This window comes from Enterococcus sp. DIV0724b (genome assembly GCF_050531475.1).
In the GTDB taxonomy this organism is placed as follows: Bacteria; Bacillota; Bacilli; order Lactobacillales; family Enterococcaceae; genus Enterococcus_L; species Enterococcus_L haemoperoxidus.
Map to the genome: position 1 here is coordinate 387,141 of NZ_CP172890.1, position 16,660 is coordinate 403,800.

At 31.4% G+C, this 16,660-nt stretch carries 16 protein-coding genes; 13 read left to right on the forward strand and 3 right to left on the reverse strand.

The features are described 5' to 3' along the window. The first annotated feature begins 253 nt into the window (after nt 1-253). Entirely contained in the window at nt 254-937 is a 684-nt protein-coding gene (locus IGJ02_RS01780; protein WP_010761761.1) for a replication initiation protein, read from the forward strand. Nucleotides 938-1,138: 201 nt separating this feature from the next. Continuing rightward, on the forward strand, nt 1,139-2,911 hold the full coding sequence (locus tag IGJ02_RS01785; protein WP_430603028.1) for a collagen binding domain-containing protein: 1,773 nt from the start codon (nt 1,139-1,141) through the stop codon (nt 2,909-2,911). Nucleotides 2,912-2,967: 56 nt separating this feature from the next. On the opposite strand, the gene IGJ02_RS01790 is transcribed toward IGJ02_RS01785, so the two are convergent. Both IGJ02_RS01790 and IGJ02_RS01795 read right to left on the reverse strand, forming a co-directional pair. Further along, complete coding sequence (locus IGJ02_RS01790) at nt 2,968-3,576, reverse strand: hypothetical protein (protein ID WP_430603030.1); 609 nt, start codon at nt 3,574-3,576, stop codon at nt 2,968-2,970. Nucleotides 3,577-3,666: 90 nt separating this feature from the next. Beyond that, nucleotides 3,667-3,993, reverse strand: coding sequence for a winged helix-turn-helix transcriptional regulator (locus IGJ02_RS01795; RefSeq protein WP_010761757.1), 327 nt, complete (start codon nt 3,991-3,993; stop codon nt 3,667-3,669). 386 nt (nt 3,994-4,379) lie between these two features. Here IGJ02_RS01795 and IGJ02_RS01800 point away from each other — a divergent pair, with 386 nt between their 5' ends. The 3 genes from IGJ02_RS01800 to IGJ02_RS01810 all read left to right on the forward strand — a co-directional run bounded on the left by IGJ02_RS01800 (nt 4,380) and on the right by IGJ02_RS01810 (nt 7,722). Continuing rightward, the gene (locus IGJ02_RS01800) at nt 4,380-5,651 is read left to right on the forward strand and encodes a Rid family hydrolase (protein ID WP_430603032.1); all 1,272 of its coding nucleotides are present in this window, start codon (nt 4,380-4,382) and stop codon (nt 5,649-5,651) included. 141 nt (nt 5,652-5,792) lie between these two features. Continuing rightward, nucleotides 5,793-6,116 (forward strand): hypothetical protein, encoded by a 324-nt coding sequence (locus IGJ02_RS01805; RefSeq protein ID WP_430603033.1) that lies wholly within the window; start codon nt 5,793-5,795, stop codon nt 6,114-6,116. A 97-nt stretch (nt 6,117-6,213) separates the two neighbouring features. After that, nucleotides 6,214-7,722, forward strand: a complete 1,509-nt coding sequence (locus IGJ02_RS01810) for a DUF1846 domain-containing protein (protein WP_430603034.1) — start codon at nt 6,214-6,216, stop codon at nt 7,720-7,722. 222 nt (nt 7,723-7,944) lie between these two features. On the opposite strand, the gene IGJ02_RS01815 is transcribed toward IGJ02_RS01810, so the two are convergent. Beyond that, nucleotides 7,945-8,811 carry a hypothetical protein gene (locus IGJ02_RS01815; protein WP_430603035.1) on the reverse strand — a complete coding sequence of 289 codons (867 nt, stop codon included), beginning with the start codon at nt 8,809-8,811 and terminating at the stop codon, nt 7,945-7,947. A gap of 570 nt (nt 8,812-9,381) precedes the next feature. On the opposite strand from IGJ02_RS01815, the gene IGJ02_RS01820 reads away from it, so the two are divergent. From IGJ02_RS01820 to IGJ02_RS01855, 8 genes are all read left to right on the forward strand, one after another. After that, nucleotides 9,382-10,170 (forward strand): hypothetical protein, encoded by a 789-nt coding sequence (locus tag IGJ02_RS01820; protein WP_430603037.1) that lies wholly within the window; start codon nt 9,382-9,384, stop codon nt 10,168-10,170. Nucleotides 10,171-10,198: 28 nt separating this feature from the next. Next, nucleotides 10,199-11,008, forward strand: coding sequence for a hypothetical protein (locus IGJ02_RS01825; RefSeq protein WP_430603038.1), 810 nt, complete (start codon nt 10,199-10,201; stop codon nt 11,006-11,008). Continuing rightward, nucleotides 11,005-12,126 carry a pyridoxal phosphate-dependent aminotransferase gene (locus tag IGJ02_RS01830; RefSeq protein ID WP_430603040.1) on the forward strand — a complete coding sequence of 374 codons (1,122 nt, stop codon included), beginning with the start codon at nt 11,005-11,007 and terminating at the stop codon, nt 12,124-12,126. Before IGJ02_RS01825 ends, IGJ02_RS01830 begins: the two co-directional genes overlap by 4 nt. Then, complete coding sequence (locus tag IGJ02_RS01835) at nt 12,111-13,373, forward strand: hypothetical protein (protein WP_430603041.1); 1,263 nt, start codon at nt 12,111-12,113, stop codon at nt 13,371-13,373. The genes IGJ02_RS01830 and IGJ02_RS01835 overlap by 16 nt, the downstream gene beginning before the upstream one ends. Next, nucleotides 13,355-13,978 carry a dTMP kinase gene (gene tmk, locus IGJ02_RS01840; protein WP_430603042.1) on the forward strand — a complete coding sequence of 208 codons (624 nt, stop codon included), beginning with the start codon at nt 13,355-13,357 and terminating at the stop codon, nt 13,976-13,978. The genes IGJ02_RS01835 and tmk overlap by 19 nt, the downstream gene beginning before the upstream one ends. 154 nt (nt 13,979-14,132) lie before the next feature. Beyond that, entirely contained in the window at nt 14,133-15,185 is a 1,053-nt protein-coding gene (locus IGJ02_RS01845; RefSeq protein ID WP_430603043.1) for a pyruvate kinase, read from the forward strand. Further along, entirely contained in the window at nt 15,175-15,969 is a 795-nt protein-coding gene (locus IGJ02_RS01850) for a nucleoside-diphosphate kinase (protein ID WP_430603044.1), read from the forward strand. Before IGJ02_RS01845 ends, IGJ02_RS01850 begins: the two co-directional genes overlap by 11 nt. Further along, a complete protein-coding gene (locus tag IGJ02_RS01855) occupies nt 15,953-16,504 on the forward strand; it encodes a CYTH domain-containing protein (RefSeq protein WP_430603045.1) in 552 nt (183 codons plus the stop codon). The genes IGJ02_RS01850 and IGJ02_RS01855 overlap by 17 nt, the downstream gene beginning before the upstream one ends. Nucleotides 16,505-16,660: the final 156 nt, after the last annotated feature.

The window sequence follows — 16,660 nt, forward strand, 5'->3', positions numbered from 1 at the left end:
ACATCCTTCCATTGTGTTTTGAATTACAACAAAAGAATAGCACCATTGTTAAGCTATGTCTGTGCAAATAAAATTTGGATGACACATCAAGATGATCGAAAGCTAGATGAAACAAGGCTTTTTAGCCTGTTTGATTTTTGGGGATTTTATGTTTTCTAAAGATCAATCAGTACTTTTTTGTATTTCAGCTTGCTTTTTGAAAATAAACTGATTATAATGACGTTCAATCTAAACGTAGAAAGCGAGCATAAGGATGAACGATTATGTAAAATATAAAAATGAGTTGAATACAGTCTCATTTGGCGCTTTTAACGCTAACGAATTTAATCTGTTTTTCGCTATTTTAAGTAAAACAAAAGAAATAGAACATAAACAAATTTATCTAACTTGGGACGATCTAAAACGTTTAGCAAACTATAAATCAACCTCTACTATTCGTTTCTTGAAGGATTTAAAGAGCATGCATCAAAAGTTGATTGATTCTGAGTATGTCCATTTGTATACAGATGATGAACAAATTGGACTGGAAAGCTTTGCTATTTTTAGGGATATTAAATTTCTCGAAAAAGAAAAAGCAATTGAAGCGCAATTTAATCCAAAATTCACTTGTCTTTTGAATCAGGTGAATACGAATGCTACGTGTTTTTCATTAGAAGAATTTATTTCTTTAAAAAAGAAGTATTCTAAGAATTTATATCGTTTATTGAAGCAATTTGAGCAAAAAGGCAATTGGGAAGTACAGATTGAAACGCTGTTTTTTTTACTTGGAATTCCCAAAAATTATCAAGTAGGTCAGATCGATCAAAAGATTTTAAAGCCAGCACTTGAAGAGTTAAATAAGTATTTTGATCATTTGTTTGTTGAAAAAAAATATAGCAAAACGCAAGGAAATAAAGTAGAAGGATATGTTTTTAAATTTGATAGAGCGAAGCAGTAAAAAATCCGCTAAATGATCAGCTGGCTTTTTTTTATACAAAATCATGCATTATGAGTCGAAATCATCATAATTTAATCTAAAATGTATATGATTTGACACAGATTTACTTTTTGTTTAACATCAGAAAAGTTGCTATTTAAAAAAGCGATAAAGAATACATATTGGTCTATATCAATCAGAGAAAGGGATGATCTATAAAAGATGTTAAAGAAATTATCATGGTGTGTAGTAATGTTTGTAGGGTTTTTAGGATTAGTTGGTTTTAGTGAACAGTCATTGGCGGCAGAATTAAATAGTGGAGGATTTGTTGATTCGATTCATTTTGATAAAACAGAATTGTCAGATGGCGAACTTACCTCTATTCGGGTAAACTTTAGTGAAAAATCTGATACAAAGTTAAAAGCTGGAGATAAATTGACTTTAACATTACCAAAAGAGCTAGAAGGTCTTGCAGATTCCGACAGCGTACCACGAGAAATTAATTTAAATGGATTAGGAATAGTCCGTGTTTATAAAGATAAAGTAATTGCTACATTTAACGAGAAAGTGGACCAGCTTGATCGTGTCCGTGGTGAATTTACATTTGGCGTGCGTGTAAAAAATGTTGCAGAAAATACAGTAAAAGAGATACCTGCAAACTTAGGTACATCAATCACTGTACCAAATATTGTGATTAAAGGACATACCGGCGGTGGTGTGGAAGGTGAGAAACCTTTCTTTTATAAAACAGGAGACCTATTAGGGAAATCAGGTCAAATCCGTTGGTTTTTAAATGCAAATTTGAATAAAAGTGAATTAGGTAATGACATCGTGCTGACAGATAAATCAGGTGGTGGCCAAGTATTAAATAAAGATAGTTTTATGTTTACTATCGATAACCATTTAGGTCAATCAACATTAAGTTTGGAAGAGTTTGAAAATCAGCGATATGGTACAGTTGAATTTGGAGCAGATAATGCTTTTGTGATTCGTCTTTATCGCGAAAAAGCGCGTTTGACTTCATTTTCAATCATGTACACAGCAACGATAACAGAAGCTGGGAAAAAACAAGCGAACTTTACCAACGATTGTCAAATCGATTACCAACTTTATTATGAAAAAGCAATCAACGAAGTTGCAACTCATCAAGTGAAGAATATCTTTTTGGATGGAAATGCGACTGGCGATGAAAATGAACAAATCAAAGAACCGATCGAACAAGAAGAAATCATTGAAGATGAATCCGGTCAGTTAGAAGAAATCACATCGTTTGATCCAGAGCAACCGAAAGAAAGCCAAGAAGAAGAGCTAAATACAGCAAAAGAAGAGCAACCCGAAATCCATGTTGGTGAACAAACTGAAATCATCGAAGATGAATCAGGAGAATTAGGAGAGATCCAACCGATTGAGGAAGAAAAGGCAAAAGAAAGCCAAGAAGAAGAGCTAAATACAGCAAAAGAAGAGCAACCCGAAATCTATGTTGGTGAACAAACTGAAATCATCGAAGATGAATCAGGAGAATTAGGAGAGATCCAACCGATCGAGGAAGAAAAGGCGAAAGAAAGCCAAGAAGAAGAGCTAAATGAAGCCAAAGAAGAACGCCCAGAAATCTACGTTGATGAACAAGTCGAAACAATCGACGATGAATCAACTGAGTTAGAAGAAATCAAACCAATTGAACCAGAAACGGTGAAAGTAACAGAAGTACCATCATTAGAACCGGCGATTTCTGGTAAAGAGGTAGACCAAGACAAGCCTGTAAAAGAGGATATTAAACCAAATGGGCATGCAGAAGGTGAAATGATACCAGTCAAAGAAGAAAAGAAACAACCAAAAGCTGATAAAGTACTTTTGAAGGCTTCTAAAGCTCAATCAAAAGCACAATTACCTAAAGCCGGTAGCGAAGATAGCTATGTTGGTATGGTTGCTGGTTTGGCAGTGATTATGTCGACGTTTGGAGCATATGTATTGAATCGTAAAAGAACCGCTAAATAAACAATAGGATAGAGGATAAAACAAATAGTACCGACTATTTGTTTTATCCTTTTTATCTAATCAATTGCTGTAATCTTCCACTCTTTGAAGAATGCTTCTGTCCCAATATCAACAAAGAAACCAATCCCACCTTTAGCATCAGCACCATGTTTCATATTCTCCACTACCAATACGGGTTCTTCACTATCGTTCAAATAAAACTCTCCACGAGCTCCATTGATCACTACTTTTAAGCTGATCCATTCATCTAGTCCAATATCAGCTGGACCCTCAAAATCAGTAATGCCAAGATTTCGGAAATAGTCAAAGGTGTATTTAGGATAGGAAAAATATTGCACCCCACGAATTTTTCTAACCGGATCATCTATGCGACCATTTGTTGGTCTTACGTAGAAAGATTCAAAATTGGTATCGTCATGATTGATCCGAAAGGCAATACCGATAAATCCTCGCGCAAAATCTGGTGCATCTGGCAATAAGCGGCTTAACATTTTCACTTCGATTGTTCCGTTATGAAAAGTTAAGTTGTTTAGTTTAGCATACGTATTTTCGTCAAATTCCATAATTTTATCTTTTTTTACAACTCTTAAAACGGGCTCGCCATTTAGTATGGTTTGTTCAACAGCGGTATGAACGGCTTCAATTGGTGTAAATTCAGTATTCACTTAAAACTCCTCCTTAATAGTTGTTGCTATCTGTAATAAAGTATAGACAACTTTTTTGAAAATGTTAAGTAGGCACTAATTTGTAACTATCTATCCTAACTGCTGTTTATAAAATTGTCCCCACTGTCTCATGGATTCAATGACAGGCAATAAGCTTTCTCCTAAAGGGGTTAATTGATACTCAACATGAGGTGGCACTTTTTGGAAATCGATTCTTTCTACAATGCCATCTAGAATCATTGAGTTAAGACTATCAGTTAAGACCTTTTGAGAAATTCCTTTTAACGATCGTTTTAATTCGGAATTTCTTTTTGGACCTGTTATTAGATCTCGAATGATCAACGTTTTCCACTTACTTCCAATCAATTGAACTGTCGTTGCTACATCGCAAAGCGGCATTTCTTCTTTTTTTATCATTAAAAAGTTGCTCCTAACATTTGAAGATGAGTCAGCTTATAGCAGTGACTCTGATATAGAAGAATTGTTGCATGTTTATGGTAGAAAATCAACTTTCATTGTAAAAATGAGAATGATGGTTCTATAAATTTTAAAATACGTTATTGAAATGTTAGCGCTATTATTGTAGACTGAAATGAGTGATAAAATTTTTGTCAATTTGTCATGATTTTTATAATAAAAGCAGAAGAGTAAAAAATGGTGAACCTATCAAAGAGAAACTTCTATGTTTCCTGGTTAACATTGGAAAAAGCAATTTTTTATGAAGGTTAATTTGAAAGCGGTATCATTTCGTGAGGAGAATATTTTTTATTTGAATGTATCTAAAAGAAAAGAGGAACAGGAATATGAGCAATAACAACGCAGTACTAGCAAGAAATACGAAAAATGCACCACAGAATCCACTAGCATCACAAACAGTTGCTTTTTCTCACTACAATAACTTTTCAGCCCAATTACCGATCGATCCCGTAACTGGTCAATTGGTAGCAGGAGGTATTAACAAACAAGCTGAACAGTGCTTTGAGAATATCAAAGCAATTGCAAAAAGTATCGATCATGTGATGAATGACATCGTTCGAATCACTATTTTTGTTAAGCATAGTAAAGATGTCGATGCAGTAGATGAGGTGTACACATCATTTTTTACGAGTTACCAGCCTTCAAGAACGGTAGTTGTGGTAGAGGATTTACCAATGGGCGCTTTAGTACAAATTGAAGCTCTTGTTTCGAATGGTGAAGGGACCATTCCGGATGCTCCTCAATCAGGTGATTTGATCAAACTGACAAACAATACATCAAATGCGCCAACCAGTTCATTATCGACGCAAACGGTCTCGTTTTCACATTACAATAATTTATCAGCCCAATTACCGCTCGACCCTAAAACAGGGAGAGTAGTAGCTGGTTGTATTAAAAAACAGACAGGTCAATGTCTAAAAAATATCAAAGCAATTTTAGAAAGTAACGATGTTCCGCTCGATGATATCGTTAAAATTACGATCTTCCTAAAAGATTTGTCGAAGATGGATGCTGTAAACAAAGTGTATACAACCTTTTTCCCGGATTCAGCAATTGCCCGAACAGTTGCGTATGTTCCAGCGCGAACAGTGGTTGCAGTAAAAGATCTACCAATGGGCGCTGCAGTTCAAATTGAAGCAGTCGTTTCACATGGAGATGGTACGCCGCCCCAAGCGATTGAAGATAGACATGGTCTGATCATCGAAGCGAATAATACCGAACTTGCGCCGAAATGTCCATTCTCAACACAAATAGTTGCTTTTTCACATTATAATAATATTTCAGCCCAATTACCGATCGATTCAAAAACGAATGAGATGGTTACTGGTGGAATAAAAGAGCAGACAGGTCAGTGTTTAGAGAATATCAAGGCGATCATTGAAAGTGTTGAACATGTAATGACTGATGTGGTCAAAGTGAATATCTTTGTTAAGAATATAGAAGATATGGATGCTGTAGATGAAGTTTATGCAAGATTTTTCCCAGATGGTGTGCCTGCCAGAAGAGTGGTTGGTGTATCGGAATTACCTAAAGGAGCATTGATCCAAATTGATGCAATTGTTGGCAATGCGGAAGGAACACCGCCGATTGTAAAATAGCTAAACTAAAAGTTATGAAAGTTCTAGCTACAAGAAAAGAATCATAAAATAAACCTATGTTACCTTTGCTAATGGAGGAACATAGGTTTATTTTGCTGTATAATAGAATGAAAAATGTGTGGAAGTTAAAGGAGGTTCAAGATGGAAAATCTATTTTCTTCAAAGGACCAAGTCTTACTATTTTTAATTATATTTAGTTTGCTTCTTCTGTTATTTGCAATACTTGTGGATAAATCAAATGGGTTATTTTTAGCAAGAAATCTTCTAGATATTAAAAGCTATGAAATCTCTCCAGAAAATAAAATGGAAAGACAGGCAGGTAAATTATTTGTTAGGTGGGTGTATTACGGAGTCAGTGTGATGGTCCCAGTTTGTTTGTTTTTGTATAGTAGTGTTGTATCTAAAAATTTGGCAATCCTGTTTATTACGGGAATCTGTATATATCGAAAATATCTGACAAGATAGCGATCTTTTTTCAACATTAAAGTGAAATTCTATATCGTAATCAGTCGTAAATAAGTTTATAATAGATGGCAGTATACAAATATCGGAGGGTTCTTACGTGAAAAAACTAGGTTTTGATCCACAAAAGTACATCGAAGAGCAGTCAAAATATATCCTTGAAAGGGTCGATCATTACGATAAATTATATTTAGAGTTTGGTGGGAAATTGATTGGGGATATGCATGCGAAGCGCGTTTTGCCAGGTTTTGATGCGGATGCTAAAATTAAACTGTTACAAAAATTAAAAGACCAGGCTGAGATTTTGATTTGTGTTTATGCAGGCGATATCGAGCGGAATAAAATTCGTGGTGATTATGGGATTACCTATGATATGGATATTTTGCGCCAAATCGATGAATTAAGAGAGTATGGCTTAGCAGTCAATAGTGTGGTGATTACACGCTACAGTGGACAACCTTCTACAAAAATGTTTATCAACAAATTGGAAAGAAGAGATATCAAAGTCTATAAACATGCGGCAATCGAGGACTATCCATCAAATCTTGAGAAAATCGTCAGTGAAGAAGGTTTTGGGAAAAATGACTATATTCCAACAACAAAACCAATCGTAGTCGTTACAGCACCTGGTCCTGGTAGTGGGAAATTAGCGACTTGTTTGAACCAACTGTATCATGAAAGCCGTAACGGTAAGACTGCTGGTTATTCAAAATTTGAAACCTTCCCAGTTTGGAATGTTCCGTTGAAACATCCTTTAAACATTGCTTATGAAGCTGCAACGGTGGATCTAAAAGATGTGAATATGATCGATTCATTCCATTTTGATAAATACCAAAAAGTTGCTGTTAATTACAATCGTGATGTTGAGACCTTCCCTGTGATCAAACGAATCATTGAAAAAATTACCGGCGCAGAATCTGTCTATCAATCACCAACGGATATGGGTGTGAACCGTGTTGGTTTTGGGATCATCGATGATGATGTAGTGAAAGAAGCCTCTAAACAAGAAATCATCCGTCGCTGTTTTGCCACAGAATGTGACTTTAAAAAAGGCTTGATCGATGAAGAAACAGTCAATCGCATTAAGCTGATTATGGAAGAAGTCGAGCTGAAAAAAGAAGACCGAAAAGCGGTGCTTCCTGCTAGAGAGTATTCAGAACGATTAAGAGAACAAACCCAAAGTAATGACACACCTGCCGTTATTGCGTTTGAGTTAACAGATGGCAGAATTGTAACCGGGAGAACCAGCAGTTTAATGGATTCATGTTCATCTGCTATTTTGAATTCTATTAAAACATTAGCCAATATTTCGGATGAAATTTTATTATTATCACCAGTGATTCTAGAAACGATTCAAACGATGAAAAGAAAAGATCTTCACAGTAAAATTACGGCTTTAAAAGCCAATGAAATTTTGATTGCTTTAGCGATTAGTGCCGTTACGAACCCAACAGCACAATTAGCTTATGATCAATTATCTGAATTGAATGGTGTCCAAGCACATTCTACGGTGATGTTGAGTAAAAATGATGAGCAAACGTTAAGAGAGTTAGGATTGGATATTACCAGTGATGCGGTTTATCCGTCTGAGAATTTGTATTATATTTAGAGTAAGTGGTGTAGAGTAATACGGTATATCATTCGTAGTAACGATTTAAAGTTTGTATTTTAATATAAATATTTAATTAAAACACACTAAGATTAGAAGCCATAGAGGGTTTGAGCTTCTAATTTCAGTGTGTTTATTGATCTATCGTTTTCTTTTTTGAATTTGTTTGTCTGTATTAATCTAATCTGTTTTTATATTCTTTTATTCATATAAGAAAAATGACTAGGATTTATCCAAGTCGTCAAAATATTTTTTATAGTTTGAAAATAAATTGTCGCATCCTAGTTCTTTAAAAATTTTTATGCTGTCATTCATCATTGAAATACCCAGATTTTTCTCATCAGTTTTCAGAAAAAATAGTCCTTTAGCAAATAAAAAAACATTTCTTTCATATAAAAAAGTTTCGTCTTTGAGCAAGGAACTAATAACATTTTTGAAGTAGTGAGCATCTTTAAATAACGAATTTTCACAGCAAGCAATAAAAATATTTATTAAAGTTTTTATTATAATACGCTTGTTCTTTGGTAAGTTTCGATAAAAAAAATTTTTTTTTGTCATTTCTTTTGCTAGTAAAATGCTTGTGTGAGAGTTTATGAATTTTATGCAATTTGAAAAAAGAAGAAGTTCGTAATAACTCCAGTCATCTACGGATAATAAATAATCATTTATTATCTGTGATTCTTTTTTGCTAGGTAGTGACTCAGGAGATTGATCAATATCATATAAGTAGCCTTTGATACAAATTGTATTGAGTAAATGATAGATTACACCAGTCTCTTTGTAGTTGTCAATTTCTACACAGAGTAAAATATTTAATTTATTAGCGTTGTTTTCTCCATAATATTTTTTTGTTTTATAAAGAATTTCTTCCAATCCGCTTAAAGAAAAATCATTTTGTGCAAGTGAAAATTCCTCTAACGTAATATTTATTCGTTTTAAAACTTTGAGAAATTTATCACAAGTGATATCAACTTCGGATCTTTCAAATTTTGATAATTGGGCGGTAGACATAATATCTTTTGTTACAAACTCTAAAGACAAATTTTTACTAGTCCTGAATTCTTTGAGAATAACACCAACTTTTTTCAAACAATCCCTTCTCTCTAAATATTTCATATCTGAAATTATTTTTCTTACAAAATAATTACCTGATACAATTATACTAAGAATTAGAAAGGAAAGGAAGGTTAAGGAATGAAAAAGGTTACTAGTATATTGATAAAAGTTGCTTTAGGAATATTAATTGTAGTGGTTTAGCGTCAAAATGGGTTAAGCTAATAGAATTTAAAGGTTTTTTTTATTTAAAAAGAACGTTACATATACGATGGGAAGCTCAGGCTATAGTAAGTAAGAAGAATTATCGTAAACTCAATAATAATTTCTGGTCTACAAATTTTTTATCTTCATATTCGACTATTGAAAGGAGGGATGTTAAATGTATGAGAAACCAACATGTAAACTTGTTGAAAGCCAAGAAGTTATTTCACAAGTTTTAGCAGTAGCACATTATGGGTAAGCTAAATGAGTTTTGAGATATTGTTTGTGTTGTTGATGCATTCACTTAAAACATGATATCTCGAATAGAAGTAAACAGTAAAGCAACTTTAATGTTAGTTCCATATTAAGTTGCTTTACTTCTATTAGAAGGAGAAATAAGTTATGGATAGTAATCAAAAAATTTTTAGTCGTTTTTTAGAGAAAAGAAATATTTCATATAATGAGATATTTAATTCGGTAAAGTTTGGCTCAAAGGATAAAAGTAAAACCATCATTGGATACTGTTCTAAATTAGATGGATTGGGAAATGAATTTTCAGATATTGATTTATATATTTTGGATCATGAGTTTGAGAAGAGAGATTATTTGTTGTCATATCAAAATTGTACCGGTGTTGAGGTTATCAATGTAAAAGGAATATCTTTAGATATTGAGTATTGGACGTATGGTGAAATATTAAAGATAATTACTGAATTTCAATCTTTAACCAGAGGAACCGAGGTAAATGAAGATATATTAAAGTTAGTATTGAGATTAAAGTTCGGTGTTGTAATAGCAAATAGCGAAAAAATGAATGAAATTAATAATGCTTTAAAATTAGTTGATTTGGAAGCAATCATTGTTAACAAATTTGATATGGAGGCAAGATCGAATTATGCGGATGCTCTCAATTTTTTTAGAGCCCAAGACTATATTGTTGCTTTAGATTGTGCTAGAAATTCTTTAAAATATGCCATTGCTTTAAATAATGCAAAACATGGAAAATTAATTTTGAAACCAAAATGGTTTTCAAGAGTTTATATCAATAATAATGGGTATGGTAATAACGTAGAACTAAAAGAGTTTCTTCATCTATTATATTTCTCTAATATTTCTGAAGAAAACTTAGAACTACATGTAGAAGAGATGCTGTTTTTCATTCAAGAGCTTTTGACCAATCATATTTTTTAAGAATAATCTGGAATCGAGGCATTTAAAAGTGGAAAATCTAGGGAATATTTGTAAAGAGCAAAATATACCAAGGGACTTGTATCAGGCATTAAATATCCTTATTAATGAATTGTATACTTTTCCTGAAATTTATTCGTGCTCTATTATAGGATCACTTGCGAAAGGAATGTATGTATATGGAAGCTCGGATATTGATTTGCTCATATTAACAAATACAAATATAAAAATGAGAAAAGTACTAAAAAAAATTGAAGATAAGCTAGTATCTCCAGTATTTAGTGATGATATATATATAGTTACACATAACAAGACTTCTATTAGTTTAGCTTTCAGAGAAGAAAAAAATTATATGGAATACATAGATAAAATTTTGAATGGAGAATTTATGAATTGTCTAATTAAAGATTGGTCAATAGGTGGAGTAATTGAAGAGGTGATGTTGTATGATATTTCTTCTTCAATCAGATGTTTTGATAAATCAAAATGCATTTCTAAAAAATCTCAAGAAATTAGTAGTAAGTCCATTCTTTTTTTTGAAGAAGCAAAAAAAAAATTGCATATTCAATTTCAAAATAAATCTACATTAGCATTAGATCAGTATGAAAAAGGAAATAAATTTCTCTTTATGTTCGCTTTTTTTGAACTGATAAGTGTTTTCTCTAGGTTATTTTGCGTAAGTAAAAATGAGTTTCACCCTAGTTTAAAACATTTAGTTAGCAAAAGTAATTATAATGAGTTTCAAAAAATAATTCAAATGGAAAAATTTAATTGTGAAGAGTTTAATTACGAAGCAGCCAGAGAGACTGTTGAAATACTCAAGAGGAAGGTAAATATATGAATGGAAAGTATACACATAAAACGTTCTCTAACTATGACATGGTTAAACAATTAGGTGACAGTAAAAAAAGTATATTTCTAGCTGGTGGAACTTCAGAAAAAATAGAGGTCAGTGAATATAATGATTTGGAACTTTTTGATTTGTTTAACTATTATGAAGACACAAAAGGAAATTTTAATCTAAGAAGAGCTTACCAAAAAAAATGTATATCAAATCAATTTCTAAATATTGATAATGTTTTAGTTACTAGCGGAGCAACAGCGGCTATCTATATGACGTTAAAAACATTTGTAAAAAATGGTGAATCAATTGGTTTGTTTTATCCATGTTGGTCTCTCTACAGTTCAATATGCAATCAATTAGATATTAAAATCAAAAAATGCTCACTTGATGTTGAAAAAAAATTAAGGTTTGATGTTAGGGATGTAGAACAAATTTTTAATTCTAATATAAAAGCCATTTTATTAGCTAATCCTTCAAATCCGACAGGACATTTTTTAGAAGAAGACAGCATCAAAAAATTAATAGAATTATCAAACAAAAAAAATGTTCTATTAATTATTGATGAAACTTATTTCGGGTTATCTGAAAAAGATGACGAATCATTTTTAGATTACGTTGAAAATCTAAATAATATAATAATAATTAGAAGCCTTTCTAAATACTATCGTTCCCCTGGTATCAGGATTGGCTTTGCAATTACAAGTGTAGATAAGGTGAATAAATTGCATGAAACGGCTAGAAATATGTATTTAGGTCCATCAAGTTTAAGTCAAAAAATTGGTTTGGAACTAATAAAAAGAATTGATTCTAATTGGCATTTGGAAATATGTAAAAAAAATCTGGAAAAGTTAGTTGCTTTAGAAAAGGAAATGCCTAATTTGAAATTAATTTATCCAGATATATTCTTTTTTTGTTGCTTTCAAATTATAGATAGTAAGGGTATGAATATATCAACAGAAAAAATTTTTGAAAATACTAAAATTATATTGAGGGATGCGGAAGATTTCAATTTAAAAGGATTTCAGAGAATTAATCTATGCGTTGATGAAGAAACCATGGATATAATTGTTAATCGGATTAAAATATTCAAGGAGGATATATGCATAATAAAGTAGAAATAGCGAATCGTGAACCTGTATCAACTGTTACTGGTAAAAAGACGGGGAGAGAATTTCAAGTAACAGATTATATGTATGGATGTTTAGGACCATCTGAAAATAATCCACTATCGGCAGTCAGTATAACTGGAAATTCTATCAGTATTGATATTTGGACTGGTTGTCAACTTCAGTGTGCTTATTGTCATGTTCAAGGGGTTAAACAAGATCTGGATTGTAATGGAAAAATGAGAAGGAAACCAATTAGAAGAACAAACTATTCTCTTAATGAAATATTAGAAGAACTGATTGACCATCCTCTGTTTGAAAAAAATACAGGGCCGATTAGTATCTGTACATCAAGTACAGAACCTTTTTTCTCAGAAGATGTTATAGAAAGCACAATGGAAATAATGGAATGGTTTCAAAGCAGAAGATTAAAAAATCCTTTTTGGATAGTTACAAAGGCCGGGATTCCTGAAGAATGTATTAATCGTCTGAAAAAGATCTCAAAAACAAATAAACTAATTATTTCTATTTGTTGGGCTAATAATAAAAAGAACATAGAACCATTTTTAAATAACAGATTCCTTAATATTGAAAAACTGAAGGAGTGTAAAAACATATCGTTTAATTGGTACTTAAGACCTTTAGTGAGAGAATGGAATAATGATTTTGAATATTTAGAAAATATGTTTAAAGAAATTTCGGATAAATATGGGACGCAGATCGATAGCATAATTCCTGGTGGGCTAAGGTGGACTGAAGGAATCGAATATGGAATGACTGAAGTAAGGGGTTTAAATCTACCTCAAAATGTTTCAGCGGCTTCAAGACATAATAAAACTTTAACAGATGATGATTTTAAAAATATATGTTTTTTAGCTGATAAATACTTTCCTAGGGTACCAGTTTATAAGCATTCATCGTGTGCTATTTCTCATGCGTTAAAGGTTAATAATATTTCATTAACTAATTACTTAAAAGCAAAAGACTGTGAGCTATCTCTCTGTCCGATTGAGCAAAGAATGTTATGTGCAAATAAAAGTTTTATTTCTATAGAGCAAGTAAATGAAATATTAAATAGTAGGGGAATTGAAATTGAGATTAAACAAATCAATCTTAAAAATCCCAAGCTGCTAATTGAAGCTAACCCCAAATTCGAGACGTTTTCACCATCAATTAAGCAACAAATTATTACTATAATTGCAAGGCTAATGACTTTAAAAAAAACAGAGAAAACACCATGTCAAAAGGAAAGCTAATTGTTTTTGAGGGGATAGATGGCTGTGGGAAGTCAACAATTATAAAGTTAGTTGGGGAAAAACTGATTAATAAAAATAGTCTCGTATATTTAACTCAAGAACCAACTCATTCAGAACTTGGTAAGCGTGCAGATAAGTTAATTAGCTATAGTTCCGATGAAACAGACACGGAAAAATTTTTATTAATAATAGCAGATCGCTTAAACCATGTACTTCAATTTGGTGGTATAAAGGATCAAGTGAATGATGGTAAAATTGTTTTATGTGATAGATATTACCCTGCTACTTATGTCTATCAAGGAACAAAAATACCTAAATATTTACTAGATACTGCAAACGATATAATCAAAAGAGAAATGGATTTCGATTATTTGTTGTATTTTGAGATAGATATCGAAATAGCTATGGCTAGAATTAATAATCGAGGTAATAAAATTGAACAAAATGAAAATTTTTCAGCATTAAGGACAGCAAAAAATAGATATAAAAGTTTTTTATCTGAGTATATCCCAAAAGAAAAAATCATATATATTAATGCAAACAACTCAATTGATAAAGTATACCTAAACGTTTTGAAAGAAATGAAAAAGATTTTGAATAATTAGTAAATGAATGTTATTTAAAGCGTGAAGAATTGTTTGTACGTAAATCAGTTTAGATAAATGATAGAGTATATTAATTATTGTAAATTAATGGGGTTATTTAAGTATTGAAATAGTTTATAAAATAAGAACGATTTTCATCAAGGAGGTTTAACTTATGTTCATCCAAACAATTAGTGGGATTAATTCACAAGCGGATATAGTAAAAATTAGTGAAGTTATAAGAAAGTTGAATTTAAAAGGTGTAAGAATAAATCTATGTAAAATTCCTGATGACAAAATTGGAAATTATTATGAGACTATTTTAGCGAGGTTACTCTCAAGAGAATTAACAGGGATTGATTTTTATTTTGATATACCTTTCCCTAGAAATAAAAGTCGGATTGCCCATTCAAATATAGTAGGTGGGAGAATAAAAAAAGATAGTATTTACTCCATAATATTTGAGAAAGAGACTGAGATTCAACAAGATCAATTCATAATTGTAGAAGAAGGTAGATTACGCCCGAATTTAAGAAAGGGAAGTTTAATTTTTTATGGGGATGGTGAAGGCTCATTTATTATCAACTCAATAGAAAAAAGTAAGATAATTGTGAAAGCGTGCAATAACTTTTATATTAAAAAAGATAAAGCAATCTTTATTGCGAATATAGAAAATAAATTGGATGAGAAGTGGGGAGATTTATTTAGGCTTTTATCCGAACAATGTCCTAATAAAATTAATGTACTCCCATCTTTTGTGGATAATAAAGCAAATGTATCAGATATCAGAAAGATAATTCCCGAGATTGTTACTATTTTCCCTAAAATTGAAACAGCAGAGGCCGTTAAAAATATTGAAAGCATTATTGAGGTTTCAGATGGAATTGTGTTAGCAAGAGGGGACCTTGCATTAAATATAAAGTTGTCCGAATACCTGCATTCTTTAAGACGTATTGCGTTTTTAACAAAAGAAAAGCAAAAAAAAGTAATATGTGCAACTGATATTTTAAATCATATCGGCGAAAGAATGGTTCCAGAAAGAGCAGAATTGATAGACCTACTAGCGATGTTCGAATTAGGTATAGATACCTTTATTTTACCAGGTACGAATACGGAAGACATTTTTAATTCTAATGAATTAAAGTCTAAGCAGATATTTAGAATTATACAAAATAGAATAGAATTCGCTGATAGGTTACTGAAGGAGAGTATAACTAATGGAAGATAAATTAAAACAGTCTTTTGTATTGTTAAAGCCTGAAGCAATTGAAAATATCAATGTGAAAGAATATATATATGATAGGATTGAATCCAAAAATTTATCTATTGTTAAGGAAGTGGCTATTGAGTTGACTGAAAGTCAGATTGAATATTTGTGGCCTTATTCAATGACAGACCATGTCTGTAAAACTATCTTAACAAGATATCTTGAGAACAAGCGATTGCTATTAATTATTGTGAGATCAAATTCTGATGCTATAAAAAAAACAAGCGAATTAAAATATGAAACACGAGACAAATTTTCAAACTCTCCGTTTAAAAATTATTTACATACTCCAGGAGATATAGATGAGTTCAAAAAAGATATGGACGTATTTTTCCATTTTAATGACAAGGTAATTGAATTTAAAAATCCTACTATTATCGGAGATTTTCCTATATTGGACAATATATCTGTTGAACAAAACTATAAATGTGCATTGTTTTTAGAAAAAATACTTAATACTTATAATTTTGAAGAAATAGCTCAAATATTCATGGAATTATCAAGTAATATAAAATTATTTTTGATAGATGACGACATTCATGATGCTAAATATACTGCTGGAGTTATTTTAGAGTACTTTCCTGAGTATCCTGTTGAAGAAGCATATTATATTGCTTTTGGAGTAAATTATTTAGGTGAATTTCCACTTACCGTAACTAATGATTTTTTAAAAGCTAAAAAAATAATTCGATTTTTTAGAAACTATAATCTAGGTGTAAGGATGGATCATGGTAGATCAAGTTGAGAATGAATATAAAAGGCTTATTTCTGAAAAGAAGTATAAAGAAATTCTTACTAAATTTGATTTTGAAGAAGAGTTTGAGCAAATCAATCATTATTATATAAATGAAGAAATAAAAAAGAATGATATTACAATCCGAGTAAGAGAGTTTTGTACAGGACAAAAAAAGCTTCAAATAAAGTTAGCCGATAAAAAGCAGAGTCGCTTATTTGTTAGTAGAAAAGAACTTGAGTACGACATTTTAGATATTCCTAAATATTTAGATCTTAATAAAATTCCCGAACTTGAAAAAATAGAAATAGGAGTAGCGAAGTATATAGGGAAATTGCATACTAAAAGGTTTGTATGTTGTACTGAAAAAGTGCAGATTATGCTAGATAAAAACTATTATCTAAATGTAATTGATTATGAATTAGAAGTCGAGTTTGATCTAGTTGATAAGGATAGTGCAACAATAATATTAAAAAAAGTAGGTCTTGAAAAATATATAAACACTTTTGGGAAGTTCAAAAGGTTTTTGAATCAACATCAGAAATAAAATTCACTACGTTATCAATAAATAGGTGATGTATTTTTTATTGAATTAAGACATATCGTATTCAGGATATAACTTGAAAAATGTTCAGTATTAATAAAATTTGGTTATAGGGTAACCATTAATTAAGACCCTAAATACAATCTATAAGGTATGAGA

What these genes read in the sequence shown, in the direction of transcription:
- IGJ02_RS01780 (WP_010761761.1), top strand. Translation starts at nt 254, where the DNA reads ATGAACGATTATGTAAAATATAAAAATGAGTTGAATACAGTCTCATTT.
- IGJ02_RS01785 (WP_430603028.1), top strand. Translation starts at nt 1,139, where the DNA reads ATGTTAAAGAAATTATCATGGTGTGTAGTAATGTTTGTAGGGTTTTTA.
- IGJ02_RS01795 (WP_010761757.1), bottom strand. Translation starts at nt 3,993, where the DNA reads ATGATAAAAAAAGAAGAAATGCCGCTTTGCGATGTAGCAACGACAGTT.
- IGJ02_RS01800 (WP_430603032.1), top strand. Translation starts at nt 4,380, where the DNA reads ATGAGCAATAACAACGCAGTACTAGCAAGAAATACGAAAAATGCACCA.
- IGJ02_RS01805 (WP_430603033.1), top strand. Translation starts at nt 5,793, where the DNA reads ATGGAAAATCTATTTTCTTCAAAGGACCAAGTCTTACTATTTTTAATT.
- IGJ02_RS01820 (WP_430603037.1), top strand. Translation starts at nt 9,382, where the DNA reads ATGGATAGTAATCAAAAAATTTTTAGTCGTTTTTTAGAGAAAAGAAAT.
- IGJ02_RS01830 (WP_430603040.1), top strand. Translation starts at nt 11,005, where the DNA reads ATGAATGGAAAGTATACACATAAAACGTTCTCTAACTATGACATGGTT.
- IGJ02_RS01835 (WP_430603041.1), top strand. Translation starts at nt 12,111, where the DNA reads ATGCATAATAAAGTAGAAATAGCGAATCGTGAACCTGTATCAACTGTT.
- tmk (WP_430603042.1), top strand. Translation starts at nt 13,355, where the DNA reads ATGTCAAAAGGAAAGCTAATTGTTTTTGAGGGGATAGATGGCTGTGGG.
- IGJ02_RS01845 (WP_430603043.1), top strand. Translation starts at nt 14,133, where the DNA reads ATGTTCATCCAAACAATTAGTGGGATTAATTCACAAGCGGATATAGTA.
- IGJ02_RS01850 (WP_430603044.1), top strand. Translation starts at nt 15,175, where the DNA reads ATGGAAGATAAATTAAAACAGTCTTTTGTATTGTTAAAGCCTGAAGCA.
- IGJ02_RS01855 (WP_430603045.1), top strand. Translation starts at nt 15,953, where the DNA reads ATGGTAGATCAAGTTGAGAATGAATATAAAAGGCTTATTTCTGAAAAG.